At 46.5% G+C, this 16,269-nt stretch carries 16 protein-coding genes; 5 read left to right on the forward strand and 11 right to left on the reverse strand.

Annotated features, from left to right (window positions below):
* Window positions 1-222 precede the first annotated feature (222 nt).
* From KH180_RS14940 to KH180_RS14955, 4 genes are all read right to left on the reverse strand, one after another.
* Window positions 223-717, reverse strand: coding sequence for a hypothetical protein (locus KH180_RS14940; protein WP_290761694.1), 495 nt, complete (start codon window positions 715-717; stop codon window positions 223-225).
* Between the two features lie 99 nt (window positions 718-816).
* Entirely contained in the window at window positions 817-2,595 is a 1,779-nt protein-coding gene (locus KH180_RS14945; protein WP_290761696.1) for an ABC transporter ATP-binding protein, read from the reverse strand.
* Window positions 2,588-4,318 (reverse strand): ABC transporter ATP-binding protein, encoded by a 1,731-nt coding sequence (locus KH180_RS14950; RefSeq protein WP_290761698.1) that lies wholly within the window; start codon window positions 4,316-4,318, stop codon window positions 2,588-2,590. Before KH180_RS14950 ends, KH180_RS14945 begins: the two co-directional genes overlap by 8 nt.
* A complete protein-coding gene (locus KH180_RS14955; RefSeq protein WP_330624591.1) occupies window positions 4,315-5,232 on the reverse strand; it encodes a cation diffusion facilitator family transporter in 918 nt (305 codons plus the stop codon). Before KH180_RS14955 ends, KH180_RS14950 begins: the two co-directional genes overlap by 4 nt.
* Window positions 5,233-5,388: 156 nt before the next feature.
* On the opposite strand from KH180_RS14955, the gene KH180_RS14960 reads away from it, so the two are divergent.
* A complete protein-coding gene (locus KH180_RS14960) occupies window positions 5,389-5,904 on the forward strand; it encodes a ferritin-like domain-containing protein (RefSeq protein WP_290761700.1) in 516 nt (171 codons plus the stop codon).
* Between the two features lie 8 nt (window positions 5,905-5,912).
* Here KH180_RS14960 and KH180_RS14965 read toward each other — a convergent pair whose 3' ends face one another.
* From KH180_RS14965 to KH180_RS14975, 3 genes are all read right to left on the reverse strand, one after another.
* Window positions 5,913-6,719 carry an MBL fold metallo-hydrolase gene (locus KH180_RS14965; protein ID WP_290761702.1) on the reverse strand — a complete coding sequence of 269 codons (807 nt, stop codon included), beginning with the start codon at window positions 6,717-6,719 and terminating at the stop codon, window positions 5,913-5,915.
* Entirely contained in the window at window positions 6,716-7,501 is a 786-nt protein-coding gene (locus KH180_RS14970) for a 4Fe-4S binding protein (protein ID WP_290761704.1), read from the reverse strand. The genes KH180_RS14965 and KH180_RS14970 overlap by 4 nt, the downstream gene beginning before the upstream one ends.
* Window positions 7,502-7,653: 152 nt before the next feature.
* Entirely contained in the window at window positions 7,654-8,784 is a 1,131-nt protein-coding gene (locus KH180_RS14975; protein WP_290761706.1) for a DUF6070 family protein, read from the reverse strand.
* A 124-nt stretch (window positions 8,785-8,908) separates the two neighbouring features.
* Here KH180_RS14975 and KH180_RS14980 point away from each other — a divergent pair, with 124 nt between their 5' ends.
* The gene (locus KH180_RS14980) at window positions 8,909-10,036 is read left to right on the forward strand and encodes a zinc-dependent alcohol dehydrogenase (RefSeq protein ID WP_290761708.1); all 1,128 of its coding nucleotides are present in this window, start codon (window positions 8,909-8,911) and stop codon (window positions 10,034-10,036) included.
* Here KH180_RS14980 and KH180_RS14985 read toward each other — a convergent pair.
* Window positions 10,033-11,193, reverse strand: a complete 1,161-nt coding sequence (locus KH180_RS14985) for an amidohydrolase (protein WP_290761709.1) — start codon at window positions 11,191-11,193, stop codon at window positions 10,033-10,035. The two genes, KH180_RS14980 and KH180_RS14985, sit on opposite strands and share 4 nt — an antisense overlap.
* 183 nt (window positions 11,194-11,376) lie before the next feature.
* Here KH180_RS14985 and nox point away from each other — a divergent pair, with 183 nt between their 5' ends.
* Both nox and KH180_RS14995 read left to right on the forward strand, forming a co-directional pair.
* A complete protein-coding gene (gene nox, locus KH180_RS14990; RefSeq protein ID WP_290761711.1) occupies window positions 11,377-12,717 on the forward strand; it encodes a H2O-forming NADH oxidase in 1,341 nt (446 codons plus the stop codon).
* 31 nt (window positions 12,718-12,748) lie between these two features.
* Window positions 12,749-13,978: a [Fe-Fe] hydrogenase large subunit C-terminal domain-containing protein gene (locus KH180_RS14995; protein ID WP_290761713.1), complete on the forward strand. Its 1,230-nt coding sequence runs from the start codon at window positions 12,749-12,751 to the stop codon at window positions 13,976-13,978.
* A 71-nt stretch (window positions 13,979-14,049) separates the two neighbouring features.
* On the opposite strand, the gene KH180_RS15000 is transcribed toward KH180_RS14995, so the two are convergent.
* From KH180_RS15000 to KH180_RS15010, 3 genes are all read right to left on the reverse strand, one after another.
* Complete coding sequence (locus KH180_RS15000; RefSeq protein WP_290761714.1) at window positions 14,050-14,877, reverse strand: undecaprenyl-diphosphate phosphatase; 828 nt, start codon at window positions 14,875-14,877, stop codon at window positions 14,050-14,052.
* Window positions 14,878-14,980: 103 nt separating this feature from the next.
* Window positions 14,981-15,244 carry a TfoX/Sxy family protein gene (locus tag KH180_RS15005; RefSeq protein WP_290761716.1) on the reverse strand — a complete coding sequence of 88 codons (264 nt, stop codon included), beginning with the start codon at window positions 15,242-15,244 and terminating at the stop codon, window positions 14,981-14,983.
* A 40-nt stretch (window positions 15,245-15,284) separates the two neighbouring features.
* Window positions 15,285-15,656 carry a MerR family transcriptional regulator gene (locus tag KH180_RS15010; RefSeq protein ID WP_290761718.1) on the reverse strand — a complete coding sequence of 124 codons (372 nt, stop codon included), beginning with the start codon at window positions 15,654-15,656 and terminating at the stop codon, window positions 15,285-15,287.
* Window positions 15,657-15,832: 176 nt separating this feature from the next.
* On the opposite strand from KH180_RS15010, the gene KH180_RS15015 reads away from it, so the two are divergent.
* On the forward strand, window positions 15,833-16,198 hold the full coding sequence (locus KH180_RS15015; RefSeq protein ID WP_290761720.1) for a carboxymuconolactone decarboxylase family protein: 366 nt from the start codon (window positions 15,833-15,835) through the stop codon (window positions 16,196-16,198).
* The last annotated feature ends 71 nt before the right edge of the window (window positions 16,199-16,269 follow it).

Genomic DNA, 16,269 nt, shown 5'->3' on the forward strand with positions numbered 1-16,269 from the left:
AGCCTCACTGTGCTGTGCACACCGCCTGCGAGTCTTTGCTGAAAGAAGAAAAACTAACATCCCTTCGAATGCAAGGCCTCCGAACTGGTCAAAATGGACATAATATCTGCTGGAGAAGGATACCCATAAAACAGTAGGTGCCTTTTAACGATAAGTTTTTCTTCACTGTCGGAAGGAGGCCTTTCCAGAGCCGACTGGAGATAGTGGAGAAAAACTCTTAATTTAAATGCTCAGCTGGATGATGGATAAGGAACGATTGATATATCCTAAAGCAGGGAAGTCTGAACTGATCTCTGCGCCTACTGCATCTCCGGCTGATAAGGAAGCCTGAACAACAAATGTCGAAGTGCTCCGGTTTGTCACTTTAAGATAGGTGGAGATATCACCGAAAATCGGTGCCCCATTCACGGTGATAATCGCAGTCAGATAAGGCTGATCCGTATCCGGTTCTGCTGTGGCCTCGGCGCTGATTGATAAGGATATCTGATAAATCCCGCTTTCTCCGGCCACTAGCTCATTGCCGGTCTGACTGACTTTGACCGTATCTGACAGCGGCCCAACTAACTGAAATGGTATGTTTTCAGGCGCTGCCCCGGGACTCTCTATACTGATTCCCCGCAAAGAACCAAAACCCAGTACAGAACCAGTCCCAGTGCATCCGCAGTGGCCTCCTTCGTTACAGGGGTTACAGTAATATTGCTTACATCTATTTGTCATAAATTTATCCTTTCTTGTCTGATTATGTGAAAATAACAGGAAAACTATCACTTTCACACTATCATTGTATGTGTACAGACAAGAAACGGTGATTGATGATTACACAGAAAACTGCGAATGGTACAGCTGTTCATAGTAACCTTTCTTATCAAGCAGTTCCTGGTGGGTACCGGTCTCAACGATCTGCCCTTCCTTCAGAACAAGGATTAAATCTGCATTTTTTATGGTGGAAAGCCGGTGGGCTATGACAAAGCTGGTCCTGCCGGCCAAAAGTTTATGCATGGCCTCCTGCAGCATTTTTTCCAGCCTTGTATCCACAGAGGAAGTTGCCTCATCCAAAATCAGAATCTTCGGATCCTTGAGCACAGCCCTCGCAATGGTAAGCAGCTGCTTCTCTCCCTGGGAGATATTGCTGCCCTCCTCGTCGATCTCCATATCGTATCCTTTTGGAAGCGTACGGATAAAGTGGTGGACATTTGCCGTTTTAGCCGCATCGATCACCTCATCTTTTCTGGCATCCAGACGTCCATACTTGATATTTTCATATATGGTCCCGGAAAACAGCCAGGTATCCTGTAAAACCATGCCGAACTGGCTTCTCAAATCTTCCCTTTTCATCGTTCTGATATCCACACCGTCGATCAGAATCCTTCCGCTGTCCGTGTCATAAAAACGCAGCAGCAGGTTAATAATGGTCGTCTTTCCTGCACCTGTAGGTCCTACAATAGCTACCATCTGCCCGTTCTTTATCTTTATATCCAGATCCCGGATTACCGGCGTATCCCCATATCCAAAAGACACATGTTCAAACACCACCTCTCCCTTTGTTTCCTTAAGGGGCACGCAGGGCTCAGGGTCCGGTATTTCTTCCGGTTCATCCAGAATTTCAAAAATTCTTTTCAGGCCCGCAAAAGCTGCCTGGATCTGGGATGAAAGCTGCGCTACCTGAGAAAGAGGTTCATTGCACTGCCATATATAACGGATAAATGCCTGGAGATTTCCCACTGTCAGCATTCCCTGAATAACAAAAACCGTACCCGAAACTGCTACACCGCCAATGCACAGATAAACACTCAGAGAAATGAGAGGGCTCATAATAGAGGATATAAACTGTGCTTTCAGTGCATGTTTCTGAAGCCTTCCGTTGATCTCCCTGAACTGCTCCAGTGAAGGCTTCTGTCTGCCGAATAAAATGATCTCATTGTATCCTGTGTAAAGCTCCGTAATAGCTCCGTTCAGTTCTCCCAGCGAATCCTGCTGGGCCTTAAACTGCTTCTGGCTCCTCTTTACGACAGCGATACTGATCAGAATACTGACAGGAATAATCAGCACTACCAGCCATGCCATCACAGGCTGGATGGTAAATACCATAACAAGAACCAGCACCAGGGTCAGAATTCCGCTGATCACCTGGATAAAGCTCTGCTGAAGACCGTTGGATACAGAATCAATATCATTGGTCACCCGGCTTAAGGTGTCACCAAAGCTGTGGGTATCGAAATATTTCACCGGCAGTCTCCGGATTTTATCCTGCACTGCATTTCTCATATCATGCATAGCGCTCTGGATCGAATTGGTCAGCAAAAACATACTGATGATCTGTGTCCCCATTTTTATAATATATATTACAGCCAGTATCAGAAGGATCTTAAGAATCACATCAAAATGAACTCCGGCTCCTGGAATTTTCCTTGTTATCTCCGATGCGTCTTTTGCCAGCTGAGTTGTAATCATTCCCTCAATTCTGGGCGCAGATGTCATAGCCGCCACACTGATGACCGCTGTCACAATTGTCCCCAGGAACCCCCATTTATACGGAGCAATGAACGGCTTTAATTTTTTCAGGACTTCTCCTGCCTGCTTCAGTTTTTTAATCATCGGCCAGTTCCTCCCTATCCAGCTGGGATGCAGCGATCTCCTGATAGATCCTGCAGCTCTGCAGAAGTTCTTTGTGGGTGCCGGCTCCGACAACCCGTCCTTCATTGAGCACCATAATTTTATCTGCATCCATGATGCTGGTGATCCGCTGCGCCACCACCATCATAATGGCATTTCCCAGTGTCTTTTTCAGTTCCTTCCTGAGCTTTGCGTCAGTCTTAAAATCAAGTGCAGAAAAAGAATCGTCAAATATATACACTTCCGGTTTTCTCACCAGCGCCCTTGCAATGGAAAGCCTCTGCCTCTGCCCGCCGGATACATTTGTGGCGTTCTCAGTAATCTGAACGTCAAATCCGCCTTTTTCCATAATAAAATCATAGGCCTGGGCCGTCCGTGCCGCTTCCTCCATCTCTTGAACAGAAGCATCCTCTTTTCCGAATCTTAAATTGTCTGCGATGCTCCCTGAAAAAAGAAGTGCCTTCTGCGGTATGAATCCGATGGAATTTCTCAGAGTACTGAGGTTTAATTCCCTTACATCTTTTCCGTTCACCAGCACTCTGCCCCCGGATACATCGTAGGCCCGGGGCACAAGACTGATCAGCGTGCTTTTCCCTGAACCTGTACTTCCGATAAAGGCAATGGTCTCCCCCTTTTTCACTGTGAAAGACACATCGGTAAGCACAGCTTCCTCCCCGTCCGGATATGCAAATGTCACATGGTCAAACTGAATCTCATCTATAGAAATTTTTTCGTCCGCCTCATTGGATCCGCCGGCTACTGCCGGGTGTGCATCAAACACTCTGGTGATCCTCTTTGCGCTGACGGCGGCTTTCGGATACATCATAAACACCAGACAGAACAGCATAATAGAAAACATAACGTGAAACAGGTAATCCATAAAAGCTACCAGCTGTCCAATATTCAGTCCTCCCTGCTGAATCATCACACTGGAGATCCAGTAGATCAGCATTCCTGCCAGATTCATAAGAAAATAAAAAGCCGGCTGTGTCACAGACATGAGTTTAAAAAGCTTTTTGGAATATCCCATGTAAGCACTGTTGGCTCCGTCAAACCGTTCTTTTTCATGCCGGTCGTTGGTAAACGCCCGGATAACCCGGATGCCGCTGATATTTTCTTTTGAAATCCGGTTGATCCATTCCAGTGAGGACTGCTGGCGTTCACTCAGCAGCTCTGAACGTTTTGCCACAATAATGACACCCACTATAATAAAAGGAATGGTTCCCAAAATAACCATGGAAAGTTTTAAGGATGCTTTCAGCACCAAAACGATGCTTCCCACAGTCATAACCGGAGTCATCAGGGCTGTGCGGAACAGAATGTTTAAAAACATCTGAATCTGAAAGGCATCATTGGTTGTCCTTGTAATCAGGGAGGCTGTGCCGAACTCCTTAAATTCCCTGTGTGAAAATTCCTGTGTCTTTTCAAACATATCGTTTCGGATATCCCTGGTGATGGATGTGGACAGATATGCACAGCAGTAGCCAAGCAGGATGGTTCCTGCGGTTCCAAGCAGTGAAACCAAAAGAATCACCCCGCCCATCTGAAAAATAAATCCTGTATCCTCTGCTGATACGCCCCGGTCAATCATCCACGCTACAATCGTCGGTATCCCCAGCTCTACCAGAGCAAAACCGAATACCGAAAATACATTCAGCGCAAACATTTTTTTGTAATTTTTCAAGTATGATAAAATCAGTTTCATTTTGTCTTTTCCTCTTCTATTCCCCCATCCTCATTCTTGACGGGATTCACATGTACCATACAATGTTTCACTTCTGCAAAATTTTCCTCTACTTTCAGATGAACCTGCTCTGCAGTTTCATGCGCCTGTTTCAAAGTCAGCGAGCCGTCCATGCATATTTCCACATCCACATATATCCTGGCTCCGAATTTCCTGGTCCGGATATCGTCGATTCCTTCCACTCCGGGCTGCCGGGATATAATCTGCTTCATTTGTTCCACAGTCTCCCTGCTGCAGGATTCATCGATCATCTTGCAGACAGAATCTGCAAAAATATCGTAAGACGCCTTTATGATAAAAATACAGATCACCACACTTGCCAGAGGATCCAGCACCGGAAATCCCATCCGTGCTCCCAATATTCCGATAAAGCTTCCCACAGAAGACAGCGCATCTGAACGGTGATGCCATGCGTCAGCCATCAGTGCCCCGGAATTTATTTTCACCGCTGTATTTCTTGTATACCAATACATTCCTTCTTTGACAGCAATAGAAACCAGAGCTGCGCCCATAGCTAAGGCCCCCGGAACTGCAAGGTTTTTTATATTTCCTGAAAAAATCTTTTGAAGCCCGGCAGCCCCTATGAGGATGCCGGTCGCACAAAGTACGGCTCCAAGCAAAATTGCCGCCACACATTCCATCCGTTCATGGCCGTATTGGTGCTTCTCATCAGCTTCTTTGGACGCCATGGCAACGCCTGCCAGTACAATGACTGTACTGAACACGTCCGATGCAGAATGCGCTGCATCAGAGATCATTGCGCCGGATCCGGCGGCCACTCCTGCAAACAGCTTGAATGCGGATAACATCAGGTTCACAAGAATGCTGTTGACAGAAACTCTCACTGCTGCTTGTTCATTTTTTGGCTGTTTCACGGGCCCTCTACATCCTTATTCTCTCAGTACCTTTATAATATGCAGAAGACCTCAGAACGTTTACTGACAGACAATCTTTTTTATTATAACATAGATTCACTGATTTCTTATCCCTGCATACTATAAAAACAACTGAAACAGCAAAGGATTTTTTATATGACATTTTCTGATTCTTACCGGCCGGAGGTTACTGCACCCCGTCCTTATCCGCCTGTGAAAGCAGCACGCAGAAATCCCCGCTACGCTGAAATGATCTTGCCGGCACTGCGGGCCCAGTCCAGTGAACTGACTGCTGTCACCACATATATTTATCAAAACTGGATCTTCCTTCAGAAATATTCTTCTTTAGCCGAAACGATTGCGAAAATTTCCAAGGTGGAAATGCACCATATGCAGATGCTGGGAACTCTTGTGACGCTTCTGGGCGGTGATCCAAAGTTTGCGGAAGACACCTGCCAGTGCTGGACCGGGAACGCTCCCGACTACACACACAACATTCGAAAAGCCTTGAAGGATAATGTAGAGGCAGAAGAAGCAGCCGCCAGCTTTTACCTGGAGACTGCCTCTAAAATACAGGATCAGTTCGTCTGTGCCGTACTGAACCGTATTGCCATGGATGAAAAGGTACATGCAAAAATCTTCCGGCATTACCTGAAAACCTTAAGCTGCTGAGAGAACCCTCACAGCTTCAGAACTTCCAGGTCATCCGGCACAAAAACATTTCCTGAAAACAGCAGTTCTGCCTCTTTTGTATACTGCTTTTTTCTGTTTTCTAAATCGGTATCCTCTGTATGATAAAGCACCAGATTCCCGGCCTTCAGTTTCTTTGCCAGATTTGCCGCGTCCAACGCCGTGCTGTGGTGCTTTTCATACGGATGAAATATATCCTTCTGACCATACAGACAGAATGCCTCGCACAGAAGCCAGTCTGCCCCCTCCACATAAGATCTGCACACACTGTTGTAAGGCTCATCCCCAAGACATGCCAGGGAAAGGCCGTCCTGCCAGTCCGCCCGGAATCCAAACTGTCTGGCCTTGGACGACTGAATATCGAAGAACCGGACCGCAATCCCGGAAATTTCCTGTCTCTCTCCGTCCTTTACTTCCTGAATCAGGATCTTGCTTCCAATAAACTTAAGAAACTTTTCTGCAAGAGTGAGCCTGCATATTTCTTTTAAAATATGCGCTGCCTCATCATGGCAGTAAATTATAAATCTCCCGTGATAAGCCTCTGCACCCATCATGGCAGCTATCTTTCTGACCATCCATACTGCTCCCAGGATGTGGTCTGTATGAGCATGGGTCAGAAACATGTGCCGGATCTGTTCAAACGGTATCTCTGCCTTTTCGATCTGGGCCAGTATCCCGTTTCCCCCGCCTGCATCCACAAGGAAATAGTCTTCTTCATTATGTATTGCAAAACATGTGTTAAAGCACTTTGTAACCATGGCATTTCCTGTGCCTAACATAATTAATTCGGGCCTCATAAGATCATCTCATTTCTTTTGGGCTCTGTACAGGCCTTTTTCAGCTTCATGGACGCCGCTGCCAGGACAGGCCTGCTGACACTTCTTGCATGTTCCAGGCAGACTGCAATACATCTCATGCAGGAGATACATTTGTCTGTGTCTGTTTCATTTGGGTGCTCTAAAGAAATGGCTCCCACCGGACACCGGACCGCACAGACGCCGCATTTTGTACATTTCTTTCCCGCGGAAGGCTTCATGGGGACCCCGCTGTATTCCCGGTATGGACGGTTTCCCTTTACAGAAAGCTCTCCGAAGTCTTTCAGCTCCTTTACCCCATTTACTTTATCCCGGATCTTTTCAGCAAATTCCTGCAGTTCTTTCCGGTCCTGTTCATCCGGCCTTCCTTTGGCATACTGGCGCATAATGGAATGCTCCGCCACTGCCGCCACCGCAGCAGCAGGCACAAATCCCTGATTTACCGCCAAATCCTTCATCTCAAGCAGGGTATCATCATAATCACGGTTGCCGAACACAGCCGCAAGAACAATGGGTGTCCCATTCCCTCTCATATTCCGGAATCTTTGGACCGCAGGTTCCGGAACACGTCCCCCGTAGGACGGAACACCGAAATAGACAATCTCGTCACTCTGAAATTCATACTGTTTCCCGGCATCCTTGTAACTGGATATGTCAATGGATTCACACAGTTCGTCTCCCCAGACATCTCCCAGAAGCCTTGTGATCTTTTCTGTACTGTACGTAGGGCTGAAAAATACAATATTAGCTTTTGATATCTCCATACCGTTCACTCCTTACCTGCTGTGGCTTTTCATATCTGCATTCCGGAAAACAAAACCTCTGCCGCAGATCACCTGCAGAAGAGGCCTTTTTTCATTTGTTTCATTATATCAGATATTCTTTTTTTCCGATAGAGTTTCTGCAAACATCTTTCCTATAGTTCCGGACGATGCTTCCGGTTCCTCTTTTCATACACCGGAAGCTTGTCCCTGTTTTCGGAAATAACCGTATTTTTTATAAACCGAACCCTTCCGTCTCCCTGCTTTTTAAGAACTACCTGATGGGTAAACGCCTGATCCGTGCCCTTTTGTCTTAAAAGAGCATCCACAGTCAGAACGGTAATGCCTCCCTTCCTGTGCACTGCCTTCACAACTTCCGGCACCGGCATTGACTGGGGTGTCAGATTCCAGCACCTAAGCGGCTCCCACAGATAAGCACGGTCACTCTCGCTGTAATCTGCTGCTTTCCGTATTTCCTGTTTTGTAAACGGCAGATAGTCCTGCAGGACAGCCTCAAATTTTTCAGCCGCTATCCTGTTTACGTCATTGTCATCCTGAAAATATCTGTGATGCTTCATATAATAAAAATATTCATACAGATCATTCAGATATAAATTTTTGTAATCTTTTCTGTCCCAGTCAGCCAGAAACAGATTATTTCCCCGATATCCCACAGGACTTATGTATTCTCTGCCCAGCCTCCGGCATTCACCGCTCAGCGGCAGCACCCTCACCATACAGTGGGTATCCATCTCTTCGTTTTCTGTAGGAACAGTCTCCCAGATCAGCCATCCTTTTTTTGTGTATTCCCATTTGGCAGCTGTTTTGAAATCCACATAGGACACACACGGTTTCTGCTTCTTATCCCAATCCAGATAAGCATCGGTTAGTTTCATTTTTTTATTCCGGAACTTCATTTCATACCGGTGAAGGCCTCCGGATGAAGTGACACAGTAAAATACAGTATGTTCTTCCTTTCCTTTTTCTGCACGTTTCAGCCCTCTGTTTATTTTCTGCATATTCTGCATATTGCAGTCGTTTTCCATACAGGCCGCTGCATACCCTTTTCTGCCCAGGCGGTCCACAATCCTGTGCACTTCCTTTTCAGGCAGGACAGCGTTTATCCCCCTGCCTTTCTCTGCCGTTTTATAAATGTCCTGATAGCTGCCGGCAGCCTTCAGAAGCTCTGTCTCAATGGTTTTATTTTTTTCTGTCTCCTTTTTCCCGCAGGCAGACAGTATACAGAAACTGCAGATCAAAATCAATAAACAAATGGTTCTTTTCATTGACGCTCTCCTTTTTCTTCGTTTTATAAATCTTACAACTGTAAGATTTAAATGTCAAGTATAGCCCGTCAAGCAGTAAGCCATATTATAACTAAGAAAATTTTTGAGAAAGGATGAAAATAAAATGGATGCAATCGTTTATCATGGAGTCAGGGACGTACAGGTGGAAAGAGTTCCTGACCCAAAAATAGAAAAATCTGACGATATCATTGTCAAAGTTACTTCCACTGCCATCTGCGGCTCTGACCTCCACCTGATCCACGGACGGCTTCCTGCTCTGAACCCTGGTTTTATCCTCGGACACGAAACCATGGGAATCGTAGTGGAAGCCGGAAAAGATGTGACAAAAGTGAAAAAGGGGGACCGTGTCATCGTCCCGTTTCCTGTGGCCTGCGGACACTGCTTTTTCTGTGAGCACGGAGAATACAGCCAATGCGATAACTCCAATCCGAATGGAGGAGCCGGCGGCTTATTTGGCTACAGCGATGCTTTCGGCGGTTATCCGGGAGGGCAGGCTGAATATCTGAGAGTTCCCTATGCCAATGTAGGCCCCGTAAAAGTTCCGGAAGAACTTGCGGATGAACAGGTTTTATTTCTGACAGATATCCTTCCCACATCCAGATGGGCTGTGGACATCAGCGGCATGAAACCGGGAGATACGGTCGTTGTCCTCGGCTGCGGCCCGGTAGGCCTTCTGACCATCAAATGGGCATTTCTGCTCGGAGCCAAACGCGTCATTGCTGTGGACAGCGTAGACTACCGTCTCAGACATGCGGCTTCCTACGGAGCCCAGACTATGAATCTTGAAGATTATGACAACACCGGCATGGAGATCAAAGAGATCACCCACGGCGGTGCTGATGTGGTCATTGACTGTGTTGGAATGGACGGCAAAATGTCCGCTGTTGAAAAAGTAGAATCTGCACTGAAGCTGCAGGCAGGCTCCAAATCCGCCATCGAAATTTCTTCTGAGGCAGTCAGAAAATGCGGCACTGTAGCAATGATCGGGGTCTATGGAGGAAGGTATAATCTTTTCCCTCTCGGAAACTTTTTTGACCGCAATATCACCCTGAAAATGGGCCAGTGCCCGGCTCAGCGCTATGTGGATCCGATCCTTGAACAGATCACTGACGGCACCTTTGATGCTACGGATATTATTACTCACCGGCTCCCTCTGAACAAAGGAAAGCACGCCTACACTATTTTTGATAAAAAAGAGGACGAGTGCATTAAGGTGATCCTGAAGCCCTAGCGGTCATCTTCTTCCCGGTAAACAACCTGACCGTCAATGATTGTATAAACCGTCTTTGTCAGGGTGTTGACCGGATTGTCTGAAAAAACAGCGATATCTGCGTCCTTGCCGGGCTCCAGGCTGCCGACTCTGTGATCCGCACGGCATATCTTTGCAGCATTGATGGTGATGGCTTTCAGAGCTCCTTCCATACTCATGCCCTGTTTTGCCGCAAGTCCTGCACAAAGAGGGAGACAGCCGATTAAGGATACAGGGTGATCTGTCATAATGGCCGTGACCACTCCTGCTTTTTCCAGAATCCCGTTGGTTTTAAAGCTCATATTCTGCACTTCAATCTTGGACCTTGCCGTCAGATCCGGTCCTATGATACCGGGAAAGCCTGATGCAGCAATCTCATCTGCCACCAGATGGCCTTCTGTACAGTGATCCAGCGTCAGGTCGATGTCAAACTCTTTGGCAATGCGGATTGCTGTCAGGATGTCGTCGGCTCTGTGCGCGTGGGTTTTCAGAGGGATTTTCTTTTCCAGCACCGGAATCCACGGCTCCATACAGAAATCTGTCTTTTCCAGTTTTCCCTCTTTCTTTTCTTTTTCATACTGTTTTGCCTTAAACAAAGTTTCTCTTAAAAGGGCTGCTGTGCCCATGCGGGTGGAAGGCATCTGCTTTCTTCCCCCGTATTCATTTTTAGGATTTTCTCCAAAAGCCGCTTTCATGGCAGCCGGCTGGAGTATGGCCATCTGGTCTATGCAGCGCCCGTGTGTTTTCATAAACACAGACTGGCCTCCCACCACATTGGCGCTTCCGGGTCCGGTCATCAGAGAAGTGATTCCTGCCTGAATCGCATCGTGAAAAGCAGGATCCATAGGGTTGACGCCGTCAATGGCCCGGATCTGCGGAGTGAGAGGATCTGTGACCTCGTTGCAGTCATCCCCGGCTTCTGCCCTCTTCTCTTCTATAATGCCGACATGGCAATGGGCATCTATCAGTCCCGGCATGACCCATGCACCGGCGGCATCGAGCACCTCTTCGGTCTTTTCCGGTTCCGGAGCCTGATCCATACATCCCAGCTCTTTAATCATCCTGCCTTCTGTCCTCAAATATCCCTGCTCAATTTCTTTTCCTGTCATTGGCAGGATTCTGCCATTAATAATAAGCATAAAACATTTCCTCCTGATGATTTCCTGAATAAGTGGTTTAAAAAAATATCGTCTTAAGTATTGCCCAAAGCAGAAAAATCAAACATCTGGCATCCTTTTCCTGCAAACCGCAGATAATTTTCTTATTTTTTGGAATACTGAATAACAGAAGAAATATTATTTGAATCAAAGGAGATTAGGATTATGCCAAAAAAAATTATCGTCATCGGTGCAAATCACGCCGGTACTGCAGCACTGAATACAATTCTGGATCATTATAAGGATGTGGATGTCACTGCCTTTGATGCCAATTCCAACATCAGCTTCTTAGGCTGCGGAATGGCCCTGTGGATCGGCGGACAGATCTCAGGCCCTGACGGGCTGTTCTATTCCAGCAAGGAAATCTTAGAGGGAAAAGGAGCTAAGGTCTACATGGAAACAACTGTCAGTTCTGTAGATTTTGATGAAAAGACGGTCTATGCAAAAGATGCGTCCGGCAAAGAATGCGGATATTCTTACGACAAACTGATCCTTGCCACCGGCTCTACCCCGGTAGGGCCTCAGCTCCCCGGCATGAGCCTTGAAAATGTCCAATTTGTCAAGCTTTATCAGAATGCTCAGGAAGTCATTGAAAAGCTCGGAGATACATCCATAAAAAAAGTTGCAGTGGTAGGCGGCGGATATATCGGAGTAGAGCTTGCCGAAGCTTTCCAGCGCAACGGCCGTGATGTCACTTTGATCGACTGTGCCGAAACATGTCTCTCCGCATACTATGACGATATGTTCTGCAAGCGTATGGAAAAACAGCTTTCTGACCATGGCATCCATCTGGCTTTTGAAGAAAAAGTTGAACGTCTTGCCGGAGATACAAGGGTGGAACAAGTCATCACAGATAAAAACAGCTACGATGCGGATATGGTTATTTTCTGTGTAGGGTTCCGTCCAAACACAAAGCTTGGAAACGGCCAGCTCAGACAGTTCAACAAAAACGGCGCCTATCTTACTGATCTCATGCAGCAGACCAGCCATCCGGATGTCTACGCCGTCGGAGACTGTTCTACCGTGTACAACAATGCCATTGAGGATACAGACTATATCGCTCTTGCCACCAATGCAGTCCGTTCCGGGATCATTGCAGCCCATAATGCCTGCGGCACAGAACTGAAATCTCCGGGTGTCCAGGGATCGAACGGAATCAGCATCTGGGGCTTAAACATGGTAAGCACAGGACTTTCCCTGAACCGGGCAAAAAAGCTTGGTTTTGATGCTGCGGCCACAGACTATGAAGACTGGCAGAAAGCCGGCTTTATGGAAAAGGATAATTATAAGGTGGTCATCCGGATCGTCTATGACAAAAAAACCCGGAGAATCCTGGGAGCCCAGCTTTGTTCTGACTATGATATCTCCATGTCCATTCACCTGTTTTCTATGGCAATCCAGGAAAAAGTCACGATTGATAAGTTAAAACTGTTTGACTTATTCTTCCTCCCGCACTTTAACCAGCCGTACAACTATATTACTATGGCGGCACTGAACGCAGAATAGCTGCAGCTTTTCCAGAACAGGAGGAAACAGATTGAAGACTTTTCAGGAATTATATAAAGAATTATTGAGAAATCAAATGAAGGATGAAGACATCAATGACGAGGACTATGATCCTCACCATCTTGACTGTCTTTTAAACCCGGACCAGTATGCTCCGGTCATTCACACAGACTCCTGCCAGGAATGCGCCTATGACAGGGCCTGTAAAAACAGCTGTATTTTTGATGCCATAGAAGAAAAGGACGGAAAGCTTACCATCGATCCGGACAAATGTGCGGGATGCGGAGTCTGCATAGAAGCATGCAGCCTGGATAAGTTGGCTGAGAGCAAGGATATCTTTCCGGTACTCAAGGAAATCCGCAGTGAGAAAAAGGATGTATATGCACTGATCGCCCCTGCATTTGTTGGGCAGTATGAAAATGCCTCCCCCGGACAGCTGAGAAGTGCCCTGAAAGCCGCAGGGTTTAAAGGCATGGTAGAGGTAGCCGTATTTGCTGATATCCTGACACTGAAAGAGGCACTGGAGTTTGACAAGCACATCCATACGCAGGATGATTTCCAGCTCACAAGCTGCTGCTGTCCTGTTTGGATCGCCATGATCCGTAAAATATACAATGAGCTCATGCCCCATGTACCGGGAGCTGTATCGCCGATGATCGCTGCCGGACGGACGGTGAAAAAAATTCATCCGGAAGCGGTTACCGTCTTTATCGGACCATGCATGGCCAAAAAGAAAGAAGCCAAAGAACCGGACATTGCAGATGCCGTGGACTATGTGCTCACTTTTCAGGAAGTACAGGATATTTTTGATGCTGCGGATATACGGCCGGAAGAACTGATCCAGAATGACCGGGAGCATTCCTCCAGGGCAGGCCGGATCTATGCCCATACAGGCGGTGTCAGTGAGGCCGTAAAATCCACCGTGGAACAGCTTCATCCCGGAAGAGAGGTTCCTGTTCATGCGCAGCAGGCAGACGGAGTACCTGCATGCAGAAAAATGATCGAACAGATCCAAAAAGGAGAAACCGATGCCAACTTCTTTGAGGGAATGGCCTGCAAAGGCGGCTGTGTGGGAGGCCCCAAGATCATCATCGACAAAGAAAAAGGCAAATCCAATGTAGAACAGTACGGAGAGGAAGCCCCTTACCGGACACCCCTTGACAATCCATATGTAATGGAACTGCTTCACCGCCTTGGGTTTAAAGATATGGAAGAATTTGTAGAACAAAGCGATATGTTTACACGAAATTTTGCCAACTAAGAAAAGCAAACCCGAAGGGCACTCTTTTTGCTCTTCGGGTTTGCTGTCTTCTTTTAGATTTGGTTATCTGCCTACATTAAAAATCCGAAATAAACGATCACTACGATACCGAGCAAAATCCGGTACACTCCGAAAATCTTAAAGTCATGTCTGCGGATATAACTCAGAAGCATCTGAATGGCCAGGATGGATACCACAAAAGATACCGCTGTTCCAACGAGCAGAAGAATCCACTCTGTTCCTGAAAACATGCCTGACTCCATAAAATATTTAATAAGCTTCAGTCCGCTGGCACCTGCCATGACAGGCACCGCCAGAAAAAATGAAAATTCGCTGGCAACATAACGTGAGCATCCCAGCAGCACTGCTCCCAGAATTGTTGCTCCGCTCCTGGATGTACCCGGTATCGCCGCAAGCACCTGAAAGCATCCGATAAAAAATGCGGCCTTATAGGTGAGGTCCTTCAGAGAACTCATAGACGGACGCCTGTTTCTGCTCTCAATGACAATAAATGCAATGCCGTAAAAGATCAGGGCTGCCGCAATCACATAGACTCCCGAGAGATAATCCTCCAGGATCATATCCAGCGGAAGACCCACAATAATTATGGGAATACACCCGACGATGACCTTTTTCCAAAGCTGATAAGTTTCTCTTTTCTCCTGCCTGCTTTTCCGGGCTGAAAAAGGATTCAGCTTATGGAAAAACAGTACAAGCACAGCCAGTATAGATCCAAATTGGATCACAACCTTAAACACCTCAAAAAATTCAGGGCTTGATGCCATCGGCCAGATTTGATCAAACAAGATCAGGTGGCCGGTGCTGCTGATGGGGAGCCACTCTGTGATTCCCTGAATAATTCCAAGGACAGCAGCCTTTACTATTTCAATCAGATTCATGAACAATTTCTCCTTTACAAGTTTCAATAACTCTTCTATTGTATTTCACTTTGACAAAAATTACAACTAAAAATCCTGTCACAATAGAATCCCCTGTAAAATCTTACCGTTCATTTTTTACACTGTCGAAAAATTCTTTCAGCTCCCTGCGTACCTCATCAGGAAGATCTTTTTTCTTCACTCCCTCAATGGCCGCCTCTATCCCCCACAGACGGTGAAGGCATGCTGACTCATCGAAGGCCCGGATCTTCAGCCAGGCCTCGCGGCTTCCCGTCTTCATTAACTGGTCTTTCGTATGGATTCCCGCTTCGTTCAGCTGTTCCTCAAGCTTTGCACCGATGTTCGGCAGTTCTCTTAATTCTCCCATTGTTTGCCTTCCTCAAAGTTCTATAATGAAATTCAGGTCATCAAGTTTCATTTTCCGAATCATTGGTAATCTCCTTTTCATAAAATGCTATTTTATCCTCCAGATTTCTAAAATGGTTTTCCCATTTTTCCCTCTGCCGGATCACATAGTCCCGATGGACCTTCAGCATCTGCATCCGCTCTTTCATTGTGGCTCTGCCCTCATACCGCAGTTCTGAATAAGTCCTGATATCCCTGAGAAGCATACCTGTATCCTTCAGTCTCTGAATAAAACGAAACCACTCTAAATCCTCCTCCCGGTAATCTCTTCTTCCGGCCTCATCCCTTCCAACCCGGATCAGCCCTTTCTTCTCGTAATATCTGAGTGTATATTCGCTGATCCCGGTTCTTTCCGCTGTTTCTCCGATCCTCATAAAAACCTCCTGTTCTTCAGTCCTATTATAAATCACCTGAGCACAATTGAAAATAAAAACCTCCAGCGTAGATCTGCACTGAAAACTGGGCCGGCCAAATAATTCTTGACTTAGACTATAGTCTATCCCTTACCATTTATCTGTCACATACAGCATCATCAAAAGGAGGAAACAAGATGAAAAAATCAAGATTAGAACAGGGCAGAGAAAACCTGCAGAAAATTGACGGAAAAGGAGGGGACGAGGTGATCCGTTCACTGCAGGACATTGCTCCTGACCTGGGACAGTATATTATCGAATTCGCATTCGGCGATATTTACTCCAGGGAAGGGCTGGACATTCAGGAGCGGGAGCTGATCACGCTTGCAAGTCTTTTGACAGCCGGCGGATGTGAGGCACAGCTGAAAGTCCATATTCAGGCGGCTTTGCATACAGGGATCCCAAAAGAAAAGATAATAGAAGCTTTTCTGCAGTGCATTCCGTATACTGGTTTTCCAAAAGTTTTAAATGCTGTTTTTGTGGCAAAAGAAATACTTGAATAAGTATATTCAGCTTTTTAATGAATTGCAGTGTGCTCTGTGAAAATGAGTGCAGGCCGGAGAAGCAGCCAAAA

It is taken from the genome of Anaerostipes sp. (assembly GCF_018381315.1).
GTDB lineage: Bacteria > Bacillota > Clostridia > Lachnospirales > Lachnospiraceae > Anaerostipes.

What these genes read in the sequence shown, in the direction of transcription:
- KH180_RS14945 (WP_290761696.1), bottom strand. Translation starts at nt 2,595, where the DNA reads ATGATTAAAAAACTGAAGCAGGCAGGAGAAGTCCTGAAAAAATTAAAG.
- KH180_RS14940 (WP_290761694.1), bottom strand. Translation starts at nt 717, where the DNA reads ATGACAAATAGATGTAAGCAATATTACTGTAACCCCTGTAACGAAGGA.
- KH180_RS14970 (WP_290761704.1), bottom strand. Translation starts at nt 7,501, where the DNA reads ATGGAGATATCAAAAGCTAATATTGTATTTTTCAGCCCTACGTACAGT.
- KH180_RS14985 (WP_290761709.1), bottom strand. Translation starts at nt 11,193, where the DNA reads ATGCTTATTATTAATGGCAGAATCCTGCCAATGACAGGAAAAGAAATT.
- KH180_RS14975 (WP_290761706.1), bottom strand. Translation starts at nt 8,784, where the DNA reads ATGAAAAGAACCATTTGTTTATTGATTTTGATCTGCAGTTTCTGTATA.
- KH180_RS15010 (WP_290761718.1), bottom strand. Translation starts at nt 15,656, where the DNA reads ATGAGGATCGGAGAAACAGCGGAAAGAACCGGGATCAGCGAATATACA.
- KH180_RS14980 (WP_290761708.1), top strand. Translation starts at nt 8,909, where the DNA reads ATGGATGCAATCGTTTATCATGGAGTCAGGGACGTACAGGTGGAAAGA.
- KH180_RS15005 (WP_290761716.1), bottom strand. Translation starts at nt 15,244, where the DNA reads ATGGGAGAATTAAGAGAACTGCCGAACATCGGTGCAAAGCTTGAGGAA.
- KH180_RS15000 (WP_290761714.1), bottom strand. Translation starts at nt 14,877, where the DNA reads ATGAATCTGATTGAAATAGTAAAGGCTGCTGTCCTTGGAATTATTCAG.
- nox (WP_290761711.1), top strand. Translation starts at nt 11,377, where the DNA reads ATGCCAAAAAAAATTATCGTCATCGGTGCAAATCACGCCGGTACTGCA.
- KH180_RS14960 (WP_290761700.1), top strand. Translation starts at nt 5,389, where the DNA reads ATGACATTTTCTGATTCTTACCGGCCGGAGGTTACTGCACCCCGTCCT.
- KH180_RS14965 (WP_290761702.1), bottom strand. Translation starts at nt 6,719, where the DNA reads ATGAGGCCCGAATTAATTATGTTAGGCACAGGAAATGCCATGGTTACA.
- KH180_RS14950 (WP_290761698.1), bottom strand. Translation starts at nt 4,318, where the DNA reads ATGAAACTGATTTTATCATACTTGAAAAATTACAAAAAAATGTTTGCG.
- KH180_RS15015 (WP_290761720.1), top strand. Translation starts at nt 15,833, where the DNA reads ATGAAAAAATCAAGATTAGAACAGGGCAGAGAAAACCTGCAGAAAATT.